At 68.7% G+C, this 17318-nt stretch carries 16 protein-coding genes and 1 CRISPR repeat array; of the genes, 6 read left to right on the top strand and 10 right to left on the bottom strand.

Annotated elements, in window-relative coordinates; genetic code table 11:
* Positions 1-6: 6 nt before the first annotated feature.
* Positions 7-945 (bottom strand): zinc ribbon domain-containing protein, encoded by a 939-nt coding sequence (locus tag EPL03_RS05965; protein WP_135828402.1) that lies wholly within the window; start codon positions 943-945, stop codon positions 7-9.
* Between the two features lie 232 nt (positions 946-1177).
* On the opposite strand from EPL03_RS05965, the gene EPL03_RS05960 reads away from it, so the two are divergent.
* Positions 1178-1603 (top strand): DUF6176 family protein, encoded by a 426-nt coding sequence (locus EPL03_RS05960; protein WP_135828401.1) that lies wholly within the window; start codon positions 1178-1180, stop codon positions 1601-1603.
* Entirely contained in the window at positions 1600-2220 is a 621-nt protein-coding gene (locus EPL03_RS05955; RefSeq protein ID WP_135828400.1) for a TetR/AcrR family transcriptional regulator, read from the top strand. The genes EPL03_RS05960 and EPL03_RS05955 overlap by 4 nt, the downstream gene beginning before the upstream one ends.
* 2 nt (positions 2221-2222) lie before the next feature.
* On the opposite strand, the gene EPL03_RS05950 is transcribed toward EPL03_RS05955, so the two are convergent.
* Entirely contained in the window at positions 2223-2576 is a 354-nt protein-coding gene (locus EPL03_RS05950) for a hypothetical protein (protein WP_135828399.1), read from the bottom strand.
* 77 nt (positions 2577-2653) lie between these two features.
* Complete coding sequence (locus EPL03_RS05945) at positions 2654-3445, bottom strand: MBL fold metallo-hydrolase (RefSeq protein WP_135828398.1); 792 nt, start codon at positions 3443-3445, stop codon at positions 2654-2656.
* A gap of 126 nt (positions 3446-3571) precedes the next feature.
* Here EPL03_RS05945 and EPL03_RS05940 point away from each other — a divergent pair, with 126 nt between their 5' ends.
* The 3 genes from EPL03_RS05940 (at position 3572) to EPL03_RS05930 (ending at position 6823) form a co-directional block, all read left to right on the top strand.
* Positions 3572-4534, top strand: coding sequence for a sodium:calcium antiporter (locus EPL03_RS05940; RefSeq protein WP_135828397.1), 963 nt, complete (start codon positions 3572-3574; stop codon positions 4532-4534).
* Between the two features lie 376 nt (positions 4535-4910).
* Complete coding sequence (locus EPL03_RS05935; protein ID WP_135828396.1) at positions 4911-5360, top strand: pyridoxamine 5'-phosphate oxidase family protein; 450 nt, start codon at positions 4911-4913, stop codon at positions 5358-5360.
* Positions 5361-5557: 197 nt separating this feature from the next.
* A complete protein-coding gene (locus EPL03_RS05930) occupies positions 5558-6823 on the top strand; it encodes an AI-2E family transporter (RefSeq protein WP_168216189.1) in 1266 nt (421 codons plus the stop codon).
* A 75-nt stretch (positions 6824-6898) separates the two neighbouring features.
* Here the strand turns inward: EPL03_RS05930 and EPL03_RS05925 are convergent, their stop codons facing one another.
* The 5 genes from EPL03_RS05925 to EPL03_RS05905 all read right to left on the bottom strand — a co-directional run bounded on the left by EPL03_RS05925 (position 6899) and on the right by EPL03_RS05905 (position 11619).
* Positions 6899-7777, bottom strand: coding sequence for a phosphate ABC transporter ATP-binding protein (locus EPL03_RS05925; RefSeq protein ID WP_135828394.1), 879 nt, complete (start codon positions 7775-7777; stop codon positions 6899-6901).
* 61 nt (positions 7778-7838) lie between these two features.
* Complete coding sequence (locus EPL03_RS05920) at positions 7839-8699, bottom strand: PstA family ABC transporter permease (RefSeq protein WP_135828393.1); 861 nt, start codon at positions 8697-8699, stop codon at positions 7839-7841.
* Positions 8699-9664 (bottom strand): phosphate ABC transporter permease subunit PstC, encoded by a 966-nt coding sequence (pstC, locus tag EPL03_RS05915; protein ID WP_135828392.1) that lies wholly within the window; start codon positions 9662-9664, stop codon positions 8699-8701. Before pstC ends, EPL03_RS05920 begins: the two co-directional genes overlap by 1 nt.
* Positions 9665-9672: 8 nt before the next feature.
* The gene (locus EPL03_RS05910; RefSeq protein WP_135828391.1) at positions 9673-10647 is read right to left on the bottom strand and encodes a PstS family phosphate ABC transporter substrate-binding protein; all 975 of its coding nucleotides are present in this window, start codon (positions 10645-10647) and stop codon (positions 9673-9675) included.
* Positions 10648-10944: 297 nt separating this feature from the next.
* Positions 10945-11619, bottom strand: coding sequence for an HNH endonuclease (locus tag EPL03_RS05905; protein WP_135828390.1), 675 nt, complete (start codon positions 11617-11619; stop codon positions 10945-10947).
* 132 nt (positions 11620-11751) lie between these two features.
* Here EPL03_RS05905 and hemE point away from each other — a divergent pair, with 132 nt between their 5' ends.
* Positions 11752-12762 (top strand): uroporphyrinogen decarboxylase, encoded by a 1011-nt coding sequence (gene hemE / locus EPL03_RS05900; protein WP_135828389.1) that lies wholly within the window; start codon positions 11752-11754, stop codon positions 12760-12762.
* A gap of 92 nt (positions 12763-12854) precedes the next feature.
* A CRISPR array of direct repeats spans positions 12855-14784; the repeat unit is 37 nt; unit sequence GTTTCAATGCCTTCGCGGCTTTTCTGGGTTCTGCGAC.
* A 133-nt stretch (positions 14785-14917) separates the two neighbouring features.
* On the opposite strand, the gene hemG is transcribed toward hemE, so the two are convergent.
* Both hemG and hemH read right to left on the bottom strand, forming a co-directional pair.
* On the bottom strand, positions 14918-16228 hold the full coding sequence (gene hemG, locus EPL03_RS05895; protein ID WP_135828388.1) for a protoporphyrinogen oxidase: 1311 nt from the start codon (positions 16226-16228) through the stop codon (positions 14918-14920).
* Positions 16225-17289, bottom strand: coding sequence for a ferrochelatase (gene hemH / locus EPL03_RS05890; protein WP_135828387.1), 1065 nt, complete (start codon positions 17287-17289; stop codon positions 16225-16227). The genes hemG and hemH overlap by 4 nt, the downstream gene beginning before the upstream one ends.
* Positions 17290-17318 lie beyond the last annotated feature (29 nt).

The raw sequence follows: 17318 nt of genomic DNA, 5'->3' as shown, positions 1-17318 counted from the left end.
GAACGGTTAAAACTCGAACGCGGTCTCGGCCTCGTCGTCCTCGACGTCGTTCTCGGTGAACGGGTCGCCCTGCGCGCACGACCGACAGTAGTGGTTCTGGCCCTTCTCCTCGCGCGAGATCGGGACGCCCGCGAGGTAGAACGTCTCGTGGAACGTCCGCTTGACGCCGGTGTCGACCGGGCGAGAGCAGGCGGTGCACGGCGTCTCCGGCGCGTCGACGACTTCCTCGTCGGTCGAGCGAATCGGGCCGAACGTGTCGACCGACTCGCGGTCGTGGAGGCGCTCGCGGACCGGCGGGAGCGCGTACAGCGCGAGCAGGAGGCTACTCACGCCAACGAAGAACCCCACGAGACTCGACACGCCGCCGCTGAGGATGCCGAACCCGATCAGCGCGGCGAAGAAGCTGAGTACGACGCTGCCCGCCGTCGTCTCGGACTCGTCGGCGTCGTCGCGCTCCGCGTCGCCGCCCGCGACGTATCGGTCGGTCCCGTCGGCGTAGAGTTCGATGCGGTCGCTTCGCGTCGAGTAGTAGTACCACGCGTAGGGGATGTTGCCGAGTCCGCCCGTGAACACCAGCAGGAGGAGGTGGACGCCCCACGAGCCGAATCCCCGGTCGACCATGACGACGCGGTCGCCGTAGTCGTGTTCTACCTCCCACCCTTCGGCGGTGAGGTCCTCGATTCGGCGGCGAAAGTCGGTGCTCCGCGTCGGGTCCGAGGTGCCGACGCCGCCGGGAGCGTCGACGCCAGCGCCGCCGCTCGTGCCCCCGAAACCGCCACCGCCGCGACCGCCACTGCGGCCGCCACCGCCGCGACCGCCACCGCCGCCGTCGCGACCGTCACCGCCGCGACCGACGCTAGTCCCGCACTGCGAGCAGAACGCGTCGCCGGGCGACAGCGACGCGCCGCAGTGCGAACAGAAGTTCGGAACGGAACGGGAACCCATACTTCAGCAATTTGTCGCGCCGACCAAGTAGGTTGTGCTGTCCCGCCCCGAGTCGGGCGACGCCGGACCGCTCCTCGACGCGCTCCGACGCCGGCGCGTTCGGTCTCGGGCCGGTCGTCGGGAGCGTCGGTCGCGCGTCGTCGTCGACCGAACCGACGCGTTCGGCCCTGTTCGGCGCGGGACCGGGAGGAATCGTAACCTTTAGGCTGCTACTGTACGACTGTACAGTCACATGACCGACGCGATACTCGTCGAGCAGGCGCTCGAACCCGGGCGAGTCGACCGTGCCCGCGAGCTGTTCGCGGAAATCGACCGAATGGCCGACGACCAGGCCGTCGTCGACGTGCTACGGTCGGAGGGCGTCCACACCGAATCGGCGTTCCTCCAGCACCGCGAGGACGGCGACTACGTGCTGTACTACATCGAAGCCGAGGACGGCGAGCAGGTGAAAGACGTGTTCGACGCCCTCGTCGACGACCCCGAGGGCGAGACCGACGGGCTGGCCGAGTTCGTCCGCGCGTTCGACGCCGTGACCGCGGGCGAACCGCAGTTGGCCGACGCGGAACCGCTCTACCACCTCGTGGACCCCGAGCGCCCCGACCACGCCGGTCGCGAGGACCGCGCCCCAGCTACCGACGGCTCCGACGCGCCGACGTGACCGTGCCCGCCGACGACCGACCCGAGAGCCACGAGGAACTGATGTGGGCGACCCACGAGGCGCTGGTCGAGCACGGATACGCCGACCTCGGGATGCGGGACATCGCGGCCGAGTCCACCAAGAGCCACTCGCTGTTGACCTACCACTACGACACCAAGCGCAACCTCGTCGGGGCCTACCTCGACTTCCTCGTCGGGTTGCTCGACGACGCGGTCGAGGAGTCGGACGCCGACCACCCGCTCGACCGGCTCGACGACCTCCTCGACTACTTCACGGTCGGAACCGAGGCGTACCCCGCCGAGCTCCAGCGCGCGTTCCTGGAGTTGCAACTGCTCGCGCTCCGCGACGAGGCGTTCCGCGAGACGCTGGCCGACCACGACCGCGACAACTTCGGCCTCGTCGCGGACGTCGTGGCCGACGGCGTCGAGCGGGGCGTCTTCCGGGCCGACGTCGACCCGGACGCGCTCGCCCGACTGGTGCTCTCGGCGGTGCTCGGGGCCAGCGAGCGCGAGGTCGCCGAGGGGATGGACGGGCTCGCCGACGGCGTCCGGGAGACGCTCCGGGCGGAGGTGTACCCGGCACTCTTGCGGGAGGGCGCGCCCGAGCGAGACGCCTGAACTCACCCCATCAGCATCGCGATTCCGACCACGTCCCAGACCACGAGGCCGACGCCGTAGAACAGGACCTTCGCCGGAAGCGAGTGGTCGGGACTCGACCTCGGCGTCAGTTCTATTCCTTCGAGGGCTCCGGACTCGACGGTATCGACCTCGCCGCCGCGTTCGGCCCCCGCGACCGCGGACGCGGGCACCTCGTCGGTTTCGCCCGCGCCGAGGACCACGAGGATGCTGCCGGCGACCGCGAGGACGACCAGCGGGAGTCCCGTGCCGACGACCAGATACGCCGCCGTGACGGTGACGATGGCCGCGAGGAGGGAGTATCGGACGAGCGGGTCTATCAGGGCGGTCCGGACCATGCGTAGTATTCGACGACCTGACACATAAAACGTCCGGGGGCGTCCGCGCGCCGGCGGCCGCGAGGCCGCCGGCGCGCTCAGTCCTCGTCCAGCACCACGGGAACGCCCCGCCCCGCCACGTCGGCCGCGAACGCGCCCGAGTCGGTTTCGAGCGCCCCGAACGTGTCGTAGTGAACCGGCAGCACGAGGTCGGGGTCCATCGCCTCGGCGAGGTCGGCCGCCTCGCGGCGGTCCATCGTGAACGACCCGCCGATGGGCGGGCAGAACAACGAGACGTCGAGTTCGGCGTGGCCCGGCAGGGCGTCGGTGTCGCCCGGCCAGAACGCGGTCACGCGGTCGTCTCCGCCGCCGTCCTCGCCGGAGCTTCCCGCCCCGGCGGGGAGCGTGACGTGGTAGCCGACGCCGAACCCCTCGGGGTGGAACGGCTCGCCGTCCGGCCCGGTGTGCGGGCCGTCGGGCTCGTTGTAGGCGGGGACGGTCCGGACTATCACGTCGCCGAACAGTCGGTCCTCGGCCTCGCCGACCCGGACGACCTCGCAGGGCAGGTCGTCGACGCGTCCGCCCTCGCGGTCGATTTCGGGCGGGTACACCGCCTCGTAGACGACCGCGGTGGCGTCCTCGCCGGCCACCCGCCGGATGGCGTCGGAGTCGTAGTGGTGGTCGTGGGTGACGAGGACGAGGTCGCCGTCCTCCGGTCGGTAGTCGCGCGGCTCGGGATGGGCCGCGTCCGGCGAGTCCGGCTCCCACTCGCCCGTGAGGGTGCCGTACCGGCCGGGGTCGAGGTAGACGACCGTGCCGTCGCCCGCTTCGAGTCGCAGGCCGGCGTAGCCGAGCCACTCCGCAGTGATACCGTCGTGGCGAACTGTCATGGGTCGGGGTTCGGTCGGGCACGCCCTAAACCGTTCGGCATCGAACCGTTCGGCGTCGAACCGGAACGCGACGCCACCGAGCCTCGCCCCCGGACTTTTCCCCTTCACCGTCGAATCCGGACGCGCATGGTGGCTTCGCCGGCGGTGTCGGTCGCGCTGTTTCTGGCCGGCCTCGCGCTGGTGGTCTGGAGCGTCGAGGCGTTCGTCGAACACGTCGCGGAGGCCGCCGCGGGAATCGGCGTCTCGACGTTCCTGCTCACGGTCGTCCTCGCCGGAGTCGACCTCGAGAACGCGGTGCTGGGGGTCGCGGCGGCGGCGGGCGACCTGCCGGACGTGGCGCTCGGAACCGTGTTCGGCGAGGCGCTGTTCGTCCTCGGCGCGGCGGTCGGGCTCGCGGGCGTGGTCGACCCCTTCGCGACCGAGACGCCCCGGGAGTACCTCGCGCTGACGGCGGCCTCGCCCGCGCCGTTCCTCGCGGCGAGCGCCGACGGCACCGTCTCCCGGTTCGACGGCCTCGTCCTCGTGGTCGCGTTCGTCCCGCTCGTCTGGGCGGTCTACCGGTGGGAGGCCCGGCGGACGACCCGGTATCTGGAGGCCGAGGACGCCGAGGTAGACGGGGTGGGCGAGGCCGACGACGGGACCGACCGCAGCCCTCGGGACCTCGCGGCCGTCGCGCTCGCGGTGGTCGGGATGACGGTCGGCTCGGAGCTCGCGGTGACTGGCGCGCGCGCCGTCCTCGACGCGTTCGGCCTCGCGGGGCTGGCGTTCGGCGCGACCGTGATGAGCTTCGTGGCCAGCCTCGAGGAGCTGTTGCTCACGGTCGAACCCGTCCGGGAGGGCCGCCCGGAGGTGGGCGTCGGCAACGTCGTCGGGAGCGTACTCTTCTTCGTCACCGCCAACGTGGGCGTGATAGCGATACTCCGCCCGCTGGACCTCGCGAGTCCCGTCTTCGGGGTCCACTGGCCGTTCTTCCTCGTCTCGCTGGCGGCCGTGCTGGTCGTCCTCTCGCGGGGCGCGGTCGGTCGAATCGAGGGGGTACTCTTGCTCGCGCTGTACGCGGGCTACTGGGTGGCGAACTACGCGCCGTGAGCTATCGCCCGGACCGTCGCTCGCGGGCGCGACCCGACGGCTCGCCGGACGGCCCCGACCGGGACGTCCCGCGAGCGAAACAGCGCCGTGGCGCGTCCGAACTCGCGCCGGCCGTACGAGCCCGCTCCGGAGCGTATCGTGACGTGGCGGTGACCGACCCCTCGCCGCGCCGGTCGTGGCTCACGAGTCGGAGGCGGGTCGGGACGAGCGGGGGACACGGTTTCGCTGGGCCACTCCTCACGGCCCCGTCGGGGGCCGCGGCCGTCGTCAGGACGTTCGCGCCCGGTCGCGAGAGACCCTCTACTGGTGACACAAGCGGGCACCGAAGTCGAGACCCAACCGCAACATATTCGAGGTCGCCGTTCCACCCCCGCATGTGACTTCGAGTCTGACTGAGGACGAATGTGAAACCTTACTGCGCGAGGAGGGTGTGGGCGTCCTGGCGCTCACCGACGGGACGGAGGCCTACTCGATTCCGGAATCGTTCGGGTACGACGACGAACGCGACCGCCTGTACTTTCAGTTCGCCTACACGGCGGACAGCAAGAAGATGGCGTTTCTGGAAACGACGGAGACGGCGACGTTCACGGTGTACTCGGAGGTTCCGGCGCGGAGCGTCCTCGTCGAAGGCACCGTCGAGCCCATCGCCGAGGACGAACGGGCTCGCGCCGAGACTGCTATCGCGGAAAACGCCTCGATACCGACGCTCAACGTCTATCCGGGGGCGGACTCGGAGGACATCACGCTCGCGTACTACCGCCTGCGCCCGGACGAGACCATCGGACGCGAGTTTCGAGCGTACACGCCCCCGTCCGACGACCAATAGCGGCCCCGGTGTCGACTCGCCCGCCGACGTCGGGCGGCGCGCCGAGGTCGACCCCGCTCGCGGTCGGGCGCTCGAATCGGCGAACAGCGTTTTACCGCTCGCTCCCGTCGATGCTTCGAACGTGGCGGCGCACGACTCGGGCGGGCGCGACCGCCATCCGAACCCACCGCAGCGCCGCACCGACAGGACTCGTATCCGTGGACCCGACGAACCTCGTCGACCGAGAGCGGAATCGAATCGCGTGGTGGCTCTACCTCGCGGGACTAGGCGCGGGCGTGGCGTTCCTGGGCTACTCGTTCGTCGGCACCTTCGCGCTGGGCACCTTCGTCTACTACGCGGCCCGGCCGATATTCCGCCGCCTCCGGTCGCGGCTCGGTCGGGACGACCTCGCGGCGGGCGCGACCCTGCTCGGGTTCGTGGTCCCGGTGCTGGCCATCGTCGTCTACGTCCTCGCGCAGTCGCTCCGGGACGTCGCGTCGCTTGCGGGCACCGCGCCCGACCAGTACGCCCAGTTGCTCGCGCCGTTCGTGGACGTGGCGGCGCTGACCGAGGGCCAGCAGGACCTGCTGACGTCGCTGTTGAACCGGCCCGGCGCGGTCGAGTCGGTGCCGGTCGACCGCGTCCGGAGCCTGCTGACGGGCGGGCTCTCGGTCGTCGGCACGGTGTTCGGCGTGTTCGTCCACGTCTCGCTGACGTTCGGATTCGCGTTCTTCCTGCTCCGGGACGGCGACCGCATCGCGGCGTGGTTCCGGAACAACGTCGCCGGCGAGGGGACGACCGGCCACGCGTACGCCACGGCGGTCGACGACGACCTCGAATCCGTCTTCTTCGGGAACGTGCTGTTCGTGTTCGTCATGGCCGTGCTCGCGGCGGTCGTCTACTACGGGTTCAACCTGCTCGCGCCCCCGGCGCTGTCGATCCCGTTCGCGGTCCTGCTGGCGCTGCTGACCGGCGTCGCGAGCCTCATCCCGCTGGTCGTCAGCAAGGTGGTGTACGTCCCGCTGGTGGCGTACCTCGCGTCGGTCGCGCTCGGGACCGGCGGCGTGGCGCTGGTGTACCCGCTCGGCCTGCTCGTGGTCTCGTTTCTGGTGCTGGACATCCTGCCCCAGACGTTCCTCCAACCGTACATCTCGGGTCGCCAGATTCACACCGGCCTGATGATGTTCGCGTACATCCTCGGGCCGCTACTCTTCGGCTGGTACGGCTTCTTCCTGTTGCCGATATTCGTCGTCCTCGTCCTACAAGCGGTCCGCATCGTCCTCACGAGCCTGCTCCACGGCGACCGGCTCACCCCGGAGGTCGAGGCGGCCCCGACGATGGGCGGCGAGCCGAGCGAGGCCGACACGCCCGACGAGGGTGACGCTCCCGAGGCCGGGGGCGAGCCGAGCGACCGAGACGGGTCGGACGGCGACCACCCCCGGCCGGCGGGCGATTCGAGCCGGGCGACCGACGGCGACGAGTAGCCCGGTCGTCGCGCGGCGTCCGGGCCGGAAGCCGAAACCGTCCGGCTCCTGCGGCGTCGGGCCCCGGATTCCGGGCTACCGGCCGGCCGGGGGCGAGTCGGCCACGCTCGGCGTCCCGTCGTCGCCGGCGGCCGCTCCCGACGCTCGACCGCTCTCGGTCCCCTCGTCGGTGTCGGCGTCGACCACCGGCCGCCCCTCGACGAAGCGTCTCGTGCGCTCGCTGTCGGGGTCCTCGAAGAACGACCGGGCGTCGTTGGCCTCGACCAGTTCGCCGAGGTAGAGAAACACCACGTCGTCGGCGATGCGCTGGGCCTGGTCCATGCTGTGGGTGACCGCGACGATAGTGTACTCGTCGGTGAGCGACTCGAGGGTCGCCTCGACGTTCCGCGCGGAGACCGGGTCGAGCGCCGAGGTCACCTCGTCGCACAGCAACACGTCGGGGTCGACCGCGAGCGACCGGGCGAGACACAGCCGCTGAATCTGACCGGTCGACAGCTCCGCGCCGGGCGAGCCCAGCCGGTCGCGCACCTCGTCCCAGAGGTCGACTTTCCGCAGACAGCGCTCGACGAGCTCGTCGAGTTCGGCGTCCGCGTAGCTCCCGTGGAGTCGCGGCCCGTACGCGACGTTGTCGTATATCGACATCGGGAGCGGCGTGGGCGTCTGGGGAACGTAGCCGATGCGGCGTCGAACCGCCGGGAGCGGCTCGTCGGTGTCGTACAGCGGCTGGTCGCCCAGGTACACCTCCCCGGACACGTCGACGTCGGGCTGTCTCTCGTGGAGTCGATTCAGGCACTTCAGCAGCGTCGTCTTCCCGCAGCCCGAGGGGCCGATTATCGCGGTGGTTCGGTTCGTCGCGAACGCCACGCTCACGCCTTTGAGCGCCCGAACGGTTCGATTTCCGTCGTAGGTCAGTTCGAGGTCTTCCGTGCGAATCGCGGTGTCGTGTTCGGTCATGGGTCGTCTCCCGTGGTGGTAATCGGCGACGTCGCGCCCGACCGGGACCGGCTCGCGCCCGTCACGGCTGGTTCCCTCCCGGCGCGTACCGCGCGAACCGGCCCGCGAGGTACTTCGAGGCGAGGATGGAGGCCAGCACGGCGACGATGAGGACGAACGACGCCGCGTAGGCGTGCGACCGGACGTCAGCGTTGAACGACGTCGCCTGCTGGAAGATGAGGATGGGCAGGGTCGTGGCCGGCTCGAAGAGCCCGCCGGGCATCTCGGTGTTGCCGCCCGCCGTGAACAGCACCGTCGCGGCGTCGCCGACGCCGCGAGCGAACCCCATGATGACGCCCGCGACCACGCCCGGGAGCGCGGCCCGGACCGTCATCCGGGCGGTCTCGAACCGCGTCGCGCCCAGCCCGTAGGTCGCCTCCGTGACCGCCTCCGGGGCCGACCGGAGCGCCTCGTCGGCGTACCGCGTGATGATGGGGTACTCGAAGATGGCTATCGACAGGACGCCCGCGAACAGGCTCGCGCGCGCTCCGGCCGCGATCATCGCCGTCAGGACGAACACCCCGTAGACGATGGGCGGGGTCCCCCAGAGCACGTCCAGGAACAGGTTGACGTACTCGGCGACCCGCTCGCTGGAGTAGTCGCGCTGGAGGAACACCGCCGTCGACAGCGCGAGGACCGTCGCGACGGCGGTCGCCGGAACGACGACGAGCACGCTCCCCAGGACGGCGTGCAGGAAGCCGCCGGAGCCGTCGAGCATGTACCGCGACCCGGGCGGCGTGACCACGATGCTCGGATTCGAGAGGAGGGCACCGCCCCCGCGAACGAGCGTGACGCCGACCAAGAGCGCCAGCACGCCGACGACGACCGCGGCGCTCGCGCGGGCGAGGACGCCGAAGACGCGCTGCTCGGTGTATCGGTCCATCAGTACTGCCACCTCCGCCGGAGCCGCCGCCGGAGCAGCATCGCGCCGAAGTTGAACAGCCAGACGACCACGAGCAAGAACAGGCCGACGAAGACGAGCGCCGACTGGGTCCGGGGCAGCGACATGAGTTCGCCGAAGTCGTTGACGATGATCGTCGTCAGCGTCTGGCCCGAGGCGAACGGGCTGTCGGGGACCAGCGTCTGGCTCCCGATGAGCATGGCCGGAACGATGGTCGCGCCGAACACGCGACCGAACCCGAGCAGTATCGCCGAGAAGATGCCAGGGCCCGCCCCGCGGAGCAGGACGTGCTTGATGGTCTCCCACCGGGTCGCTCCGAGCGCGAGCGTCGATTCGCGAAGTTCCACGGGGAGCGCTTCGAGCGACTCGACGGCGAGCGAGACCATGAACGGCGTGACGACGATGGCCATCACCAGACTCGCGGTCAGAACCCCGAGCCCCGCGCTGTCGGCCCCGAACGCTGGCGCGAGGTAGTCGCCGACGAACGGCACGACGACGATGAGCCCCACCAGGCCGAACACGACGCCCGGAATCGCGGCGAGCACGTCGATGAACGACGAGACGACCGCCTTGCGCCGCCCCTCGGCGAACTCAGCGACGTAGATGGCCGTCAGAATCGCTATCGGGGTCCCGATGGCCATCGAGAGTCCGGTGACGTACACCGTGCCGACGATGGCCGGCATGAACCCGAACGCGTTCCGCGCCGGGTCCCAGTTCGAGGCGGTCAGGAGTTCGAGCGGCGAGTGGTCGGCCAGAATGGGTGCCGCGTTCCACACCAGCGTCAGGACGATCACGCCGAACAGCGCGACCGCGAACGCCCCCGACGCTCGGAACCACCGGCTGGTCGCCCGCTCTACCAGGAGTCGTCGCCCGAGGCCGGACGAGCCGTCCGGTCGGTCGAGACCGGCCGAACGGTCGGGGTCGGTCGGTCCGGGTTCCGTTTCCATGCCGGTCCTCACGGCCCCTCGGCCAGTTTGTCCCGTTGGTCCGCGAGCCGGTCGTCGTCGAGGGGAACGTAGCCGTTCTCCCGGACGAGGTCCTGTCCGTCCGTGAGCACCCACTCGACGAACGCCGCCGCCGCGCCCTCGAAGCCGCCGTCGGAGGCGAGGAACATCTCGCGGGCGGGCGGCGCGGGATACGTGCCGTCCTCGACGGCCGCGAGGAACTCGTCGCGCGAGCCGTAGAAGTCCTCGCCGTCGCCGAGTTCGCCGTCGTCGTCGAGGTCGAGCGGAATCGGCCGGACGTCGCCCGACAACTCGCCGGTCTCGAAGTCCCAGATGTAGTTGACGTTGTTGAACGCGATGGCGTTTGGCTCGTCGCCGACCGCCTGCGCGACCGGCTGGTCGCCGTCGAAGTTCCCGTCCGAGAGGTCCTGGAGCTCGCTCTGGGTGTAGCCGCCGAGGAACGAGCCCCACTTCTTGTAGGCGGCCGAGGCGTCCGAGCGTCCGTAGACGACGACGTCCTCGTCGACGTCGGCGTCGACCACCTCGCCCCAGTCGGTCACCTCGCCGGTGAAGATGGCCTCCAGTTCCGCCCGCGAGAGCCCCTGCTCGTTCAACTCGTCGACGACGGGGTTGTCGGGATTGACGGTCCCGACGACGGTGTCACGGAGCATCGCGACCGCGAACAGCCCTTGGTCGACCTCCGCGGGCTCGGGCTCGCGGCCCATCATCGCCACGTCGACCTGACCGTTCAGCACGTCCGAGACGCCGACGCCGGTCCCGCCGCCCGACACGTCGATGCTCACGTCGTTGCGTTGCTCGTACTCGTCGACCCACACCTGCATCATGGGGAGCGGGCCGACGCCGCCGGAGATGCGAATGCTCGACCCGTCCTCGGAGCCCAGCATCGACGCACAGCCGGCGAGCGCGACGGCCGATCCGGTTCCGGCGGCTCGCAGCGCGGCGCGGCGCGAACAGGTTCGTTCCATTCGTGGGCTCCCGTAGCACCCCCGTCGATTTATGCATCCTTAAACGCGCAAATTCGCGGAATAAACCTCGAATCGGGCGGGTTTTGCCGGTTCGGGACCGCAACCGGGCCGGCCCGCGACTCCCGCGACCGGCTCGCGGGTTCGCTCGGCCGGAGACGCGTCGCAGGGCCGTCGACCGTCGCGACCAGTTGCGGCCCGAACTGCCGGTTCCTGTGATGGCCGTCGCGTCGACGGACCGGCGTCGGCCCGCGCACGGCTCGCGGGCGGGTCGTCGGGACGATAGCGTTCCGAGTCGACTCAGACCCACGCCAGCCCGGCGTTCCGTTCCGCGAGGAGGTCCCTGTCGAGCGACGCCGATGCCGGGAAACTGACCCGCTCACCGTCCGTCGCCATCAGCGAGCCGTCGAGGAGTTCGCTGTCGGTCGAGAGCGACGGGTCGACTCGCACGCGGTAGTCGGTGTCGATGGTGAACAGCTCCCGGTCGAACGCCTCGTGATGGAGCTTGTTCAGCACCATCACGTTCTCCGGATTTCGGACCTCGGAGGGGTACTCCGAGCGCGGCACGACGTGGGCGGCGTCCAACAACGCCGGCAGATCGACGTCGGTCAACAGACAGGTCTTGTCGTACCGCCTGAGGGCTTCGACGCGGACCGACTGGGGCATCGGATACCGCGTCGTCTGGACCGTCCGCTCGGTCACGCCGTCCTCCGTCACTCCGTACTCGCTCGTAAACCCGTCGTCGAGTCCGACGAGCCGATACGTTCCGGCGTCGTCGACGAACGACAGTTGCCCGTCGTCCCGTAGCCGCTGGAGGAGTTGGCGAATCTTCGCCCGCACGTTGTCGTTGTCGGGATGCTTGGCCGCCAGCCGGTCCTCCGCGTGTTCGTAGAACTCCCCGAGCGTGAACTCCTCGGACTCGTTGTCCTCGGTGTACCGAAGCAACTCGACGTACACGTCGTCTTTCCACGTCATGTATGGCCTCTGAGAGTACCGTCGCCGATTCACGACGCCGGATCAAAAATACTTGTTCTCCACAACTGATACGTCCGACGGGGCGACCCCGATTCCGAAACCATTAGCCCTCGCCGCGCCAACTCCCGGGCAATGAGCGACCTTCTCGTGCGGGCCGCGCGCGGCGAGCGAACCGAGCGACCGCCGGTCTGGCTGATGCGCCAGGCCGGGCGGTACATCCCCGAGTACCGCGAGATTCGCGAGGACTACACCTTCCGGGAGGCCATCTCGACGCCCGAAGTGGCCGAGCGCATCACCCTCCTGCCGTGGGAGCGGTTCGAACCCGACGGACTGGTGATGTTCTCGGACATCCTCACCGTGCTGGAACCGCTGGGGCTGGACTACCACATCGAGAGCGGCGTGGGTCCCGTGGTCGAGAACCCCGTGAGCGGACCGGACGACGTTCCCGCCGACCACGCCGACGTGCGCGAGGAACTCGACTACGTGGGCGCGCTGCTCGAACGCCTCCAGCACAGCGTCGGCGACCGGACCAGCATCGTCGGTTTCGCGGGCGGGCCGTTCACGCTGGCGTGCTACGCCGTCGCGGGCGAACCCGCCGGGCGCAAGCAGACGCCGGTCCGGCGCTTCCGGGTCGAACACCCCGACGCGTTCCGCGCGCTACTGGAGCGGTTCGCCGACGTCGTGGTCGACTACCTAGAGTTCCAGGTCGAGGCGGGCGCGGACGTGGTCCAGCTGTTCGACACCTACGCCGGCCTGTTGACGCCCGACGACTACCGGGAGTTCCTCCAGCCGCTCCACCGCCGCATCTTCGCGGCCTGCGACGTGCCGACCATCGTCTTCGCGCGCAACGCAGGCGGCAAACTCGACCTGCTGGCCGACTCGGGCGCGGACGTGGTCAGCCTCGACTGGACGGTGGACCTGCGCGACGCCCGCGAGCAACTGGGCGAGATGCCCGTGCAGGGCAACCTCGACCCCTCGTACCTGCTGGGCGACGAGGCGTTCGTGCGCGAAAAGACCGCGGAAGTCATCGAGAAGGCCGGCCCGAAAGGTCACATCCTGAACCTCGGCCACGGCATCGACCGCGAGACGCCGGTCGAGAACGCGGCGGCGTTCGTCGAGACCGCCAAGCAGTGGGAGTGGTAGGGCTCCGAGCGTCTGATTTTGCTACTTCTCGAGTATTTCGCCAGGGTTCTGCGACAGTAGAAGCGGACCTCGACCTTCTCGACCGTCGCGTCGTTTCAATGCCTTCGCGGCTTTTCTGGGTTCTGCGACTGCCGGCACTCGCCACAGAGGTAGCCCGCGACCTGTTTCAATGCCTTCGCGGCTTTTCTGGGTTCTGCGACTCGGTCTCGCGAACAACTTCATCGACACGAGCAACACGTTTCAATGCCTTCGCGGCTTTTCTGGGTTCTGCGACAGATACCGGCATGCAACGACGAACCCTCCTCGCAACGTTTCAATGCCTTCGCGGCTTTTCTGGGTTCTGCGACCGACGTGTCCGTGAGTCCGCCGAACTCGGCTTCTAAGGTTTCAATGCCTTCGCGGCTTTTCTGGGTTCTGCGACACGCGCCCGACGCGTCAGTAACGTTCGTCGAAAAGTTTCAATGCCTTCGCGGCTTTTCTGGGTTCTGCGACGCGTGCGAGGACCTCGACCGCGACGTCGACCTCGTGTTTCAATGCCTTCGCGGCTTTTCTGGGTTCTGCGACTTTATGCAGACCGATGTGGCTCGGCAACAGATAGTTGTTTCAATGCCTTCGCGGCTTTTCTGGGTTCTGCGACCGAGCGGTCGACGTGGCCGCCGAGGGTGTCCTTGTGTTTCAATGCCTTCGCGGCTTTTCTGGGTTCTGCGACCGTGCTGGCCGCGACGCTCGTGGTACGTCTTGGCCCAGTTTCAATGCCTTCGCGGCTTTTCTGGGTTCTGCGACATCGGCTGAAGCCTCCGGTCCGGGGTCGGGCCAGGCCTGTTTCAATGCCTTCGCGGCTTTTCTGGGTTCTGCGACTCACGAACATGAACGACGTGTCGGGGCGTGACCTCCAGTTTCAATGCCTTCGCGGCTTTTCTGGGTTCTGCGACGCGACCCACTCCGAGCTGACCGCAACATCCGTCGGTTTCAATGCCTTCGCGGCTTTTCTGGGTTCTGCGACACTCCGAAGTTTGGGGTATTCACAAGAGCGTTCCCTAGTTTCAATGCCTTCGCGGCTTTTCTGGGTTCTGCGACCCCCTACCATACGGTTCAGTGGCGGCGGTCAGTCAGTTTCAATGCCTTCGCGGCTTTTCTGGGTTCTGCGACTGGAGCGGGTCGAGCGTGATTACGTCGACCCGAACGCGTTTCAATGCCTTCGCGGCTTTTCTGGGTTCTGCGACATTCACGAGATCGAGAACCTTGGTGCGACTGTCACGTTTCAATGCCTTCGCGGCTTTTCTGGGTTCTGCGACGTCTTGGACGAGTTCAGCAGTCACGGGAGCGGCTACTCGTTTCAATGCCTTCGCGGCTTTTCTGGGTTCTGCGACCCCTGCCAGCCGCCGGCCTCTATCCACGCCTCGCGGTTTCAATGCCTTCGCGGCTTTTCTGGGTTCTGCGACACTGCCGGTAGCGGTCGCGGAGCCGGCTAAGCATCGGCGTTTCAATGCCTTCGCGGCTTTTCTGGGTTCTGCGACAGTCGGGCGGAGATGGACGCGACCGGAGCGGTGAAGTTTCAATGCCTTCGCGGCTTTTCTGGGTTCTGCGACTCTCGGTCGTCCTCGACGAAGAGGACGCCGACGAGAAGTTTCAATGCCTTCGCGGCTTTTCTGGGTTCTGCGACGGTATACTGGAAGGTCTCGGTGGGCATCTTAGGAGCGGTTTCAATGCCTTCGCGGCTTTTCTGGGTTCTGCGACAGTCCGCCGTGACGTTAACGCTCTCGCAACGCAGTTTCAATGCCTTCGCGGCTTTTCTGGGTTCTGCGACCGCCCGGTACGTGAACGGGAACGGCCCAGAATCAATGTTTCAATGCCTTCGCGGCTTTTCTGGGTTCTGCGACGTTTCAGCGACAGGGACACCATAGATGGTGCCAAGTTTCAATGCCTTCGCGGCTTTTCTGGGTTCTGCGACCCGGTTCCGAGTTGGTCGAGACCGAAGCCGCCGCGTTTCAATGCCTTCGCGGCTTTTCTGGGTTCTGCGACAGGGGGTGATATTTCGCCCAGCGCTCCAATAAAGCTTTCTCACGGCCCCAAATCCACGCCGGAATTCGTGGACCGGGGCCGTACAGACAATTTAAAAAGGTCCACGAAGACTGCGGGCGAGCACCCCGTGCTGTTACGAGTCCGCCAGTTCCTCGGCAAGCGACGCGGCCTCTCGAATCCGGCTCGGCACCCCCATCCGGGCGGTGTAGTTGGTCGCGAGCCGGACGCCCGTCGGGGTGTCCACGCGGTCGAGGGCCGCCCACGAGTCGTCGTAGGCCGGGAACCCGCGTTCGAGACGGTGGACGTCGACGACCTCCGCGGGCGCGCCCGTCACCGTCTCGAACTCCGCGGCCGCGATCTCGCCGATGCGGTCGTCGCTCTCGTCGAGCACTTCCGGGTCGTGCATGCCGCCGAGGAAGACGCTGTAGACGTCCCGGTCGAACATGCTCGCGTTCCACGACGCGCCAAGCGTCCGGAGGTCCGCGTCGAACCCGACCTGGTAGCCCAGCGCGGCCGGGTCGACCTCGCCCTCGCCCTCGAGGTCCGCGCGGAGGTACGCCGTCGCGAACGGGTTGTAGGTGAGTTCTCGGAGCGACCCGACCGACGCGGACGCGAGGTCGGCCAGCAGGTCGGCAGTCAGGTCGGCGCGCGTGGTCAACACGACCTGCTCGACGGCGGTCGAACCCTCGGCGGTCTCCAGTTCGTAGGTCGGCCCGCCGGGCTCGTCGACGCCGACGCGCTCTCGGACGGCCGTGACGGGCGTCCCGAGCCGAACCGCGTCGGCGTGGGCGTCGGCGAGCGCCTCGGGGAGTCGCTGGAGCCCGTCGTCGAACGAGATGGCCGGCGGCGCGTCGCGGCCCCCGGCCGTCCGCCCGATGGCGGTCTTCAGCAGGCTGCCGTCGCGCCGTTCGAGTGCCACCAGCCCCGAGAGCGCGTGCCCGACCGGCATCTCGGCGGGGTCCGAACCGTAGATGCCCCCGAACAGCGGGCCGAGCAGCTTCCGGTAGGTCTCCGCGCCGAACTTCCGGGCGAACAACTCCGCCGCCGTCTCGTCGGGGCTCGCGGGCTCGGTGAACGGTTCGGCCAGTACCTCGCGCTTGGCTTCGGCCGACAGCAGGTCGGTCGACGCGAACGCCGACGGCGAGAACGGCGCGGGATGGAGGTCGCCGTCGGCGTAGACGCAGACCGGCAAGTCGGGGGCGGCCGTGCGGACCTCGCTCTCGAGGTCGAGGTCGCCTATCAGCCCGTCGATGCGGTCGGTCCGCCGCACGCGCTGGGGCCCCCACTCGACCACGCTCCCGTCGACGCGCCCGCTTCGGATCACGCCCCCGGGGTCGGGCGTTGCCTCGAACAGGGCGACGTCGACGTCGTGCCGGTCGAGGTAGTGGGCCAGCGCCAATCCGGTGATGCCGCCGCCGACGATGCCGACCGTCTTCCCGGTCATCGTGGGACGGTCGGCGCGTTCAGGCACATCGCGTCCCGGTCGCTCGCGCACTGGCACTGTCGGAACTGGTAGTACCCGGGGTCGAACTCGCCGACGAACGGCTCGGCCAGGTCGGCCAGCACCGACGGGAAGCGGTCGTCGTCGTGGGGGACGGGTACGCGGTAGAAGTCGAGCCCGACCGCTTCGGCCTCCTCGCGGAGTTCGTCGTCGAGTTCCGACAGCGTCTCGCTCTGCTCGTGCATGAAGCTGACCGGTTCGACCACGATTCGCTCGACCGACTCGTCGTCGCCGAGGTCCTCGACGACGTCCTCGACGTCGGGTTCGGTCCACGGGATGTCGCGGTTCTCGTGGTTCTGGTAGCCCAGCGAGTAGCCCTCGATTCCGAGCTTCCGGGCGACGACCTCGCAGAACTCCTCGACGTAGGTGTCGTACCGGCTCCCCTCGTCGAGGTAGTGGCTGGGCGTGCCGTGGGCCGAGTACACCAGTTCCGTCCCGGGGTCGGTCAGGTCGAGGTCGCGGTCGGCGGCGAACGCCCCGACGTTGTCGGCCCGGACCGCGTTGTACGTCGGGTGACGATGCCAGCCCGTGATTTCGGCGACCGGCACGTCCCACTCGCGGTCCGCGACCGCGTCGGTCAGGTCGTCGAGCGCGGCCACGGTCGTCGAGGCTCCACACAGGGGATACACCGGCAGGCCGACCACCTGGTCGACGTCGTCCTCGCGGGCGGCCCCGACCGCGTCGTCGACGAACGGCTCGGTGAACTGCATCCCGACGTAGGTCTCGACGTCGTAGCCCCGGGCGTCGAGTTCGTCGGCCAGCGCCTCGGCCTGGGCCTCGGCCTGCGGGTTCAGCGGCGACCCGCCGATCTCCTCGTACTCCTCGATGAGGCCGGGCGCGCGCCGCTGGGCCAACTGGCTGGCGCGCTCGCGGGCCTCCGCCTCGGTGTCGGCGTCCTCCAGCGAGGCGTTGTTCAGGAAGATGCGTTCGAGATACGGGACGACCTGCTCACGGGTGGGTTCGGCCGGCTCGCCGAAGTTCAGGAGAACGATTCCCGTCGTCATAAGCGGGGGTTAGGAAAGTACGCGGTAAT

It is taken from the genome of Halorussus halobius, assembly GCF_004765805.1.
Taxonomy (GTDB): domain Archaea; phylum Halobacteriota; class Halobacteria; order Halobacteriales; family Haladaptataceae; genus Halorussus; species Halorussus halobius.
The sequence above is the reverse complement of the archived record's forward strand: the minus strand, read 5'-3'. Positions and strand labels throughout refer to the sequence as shown.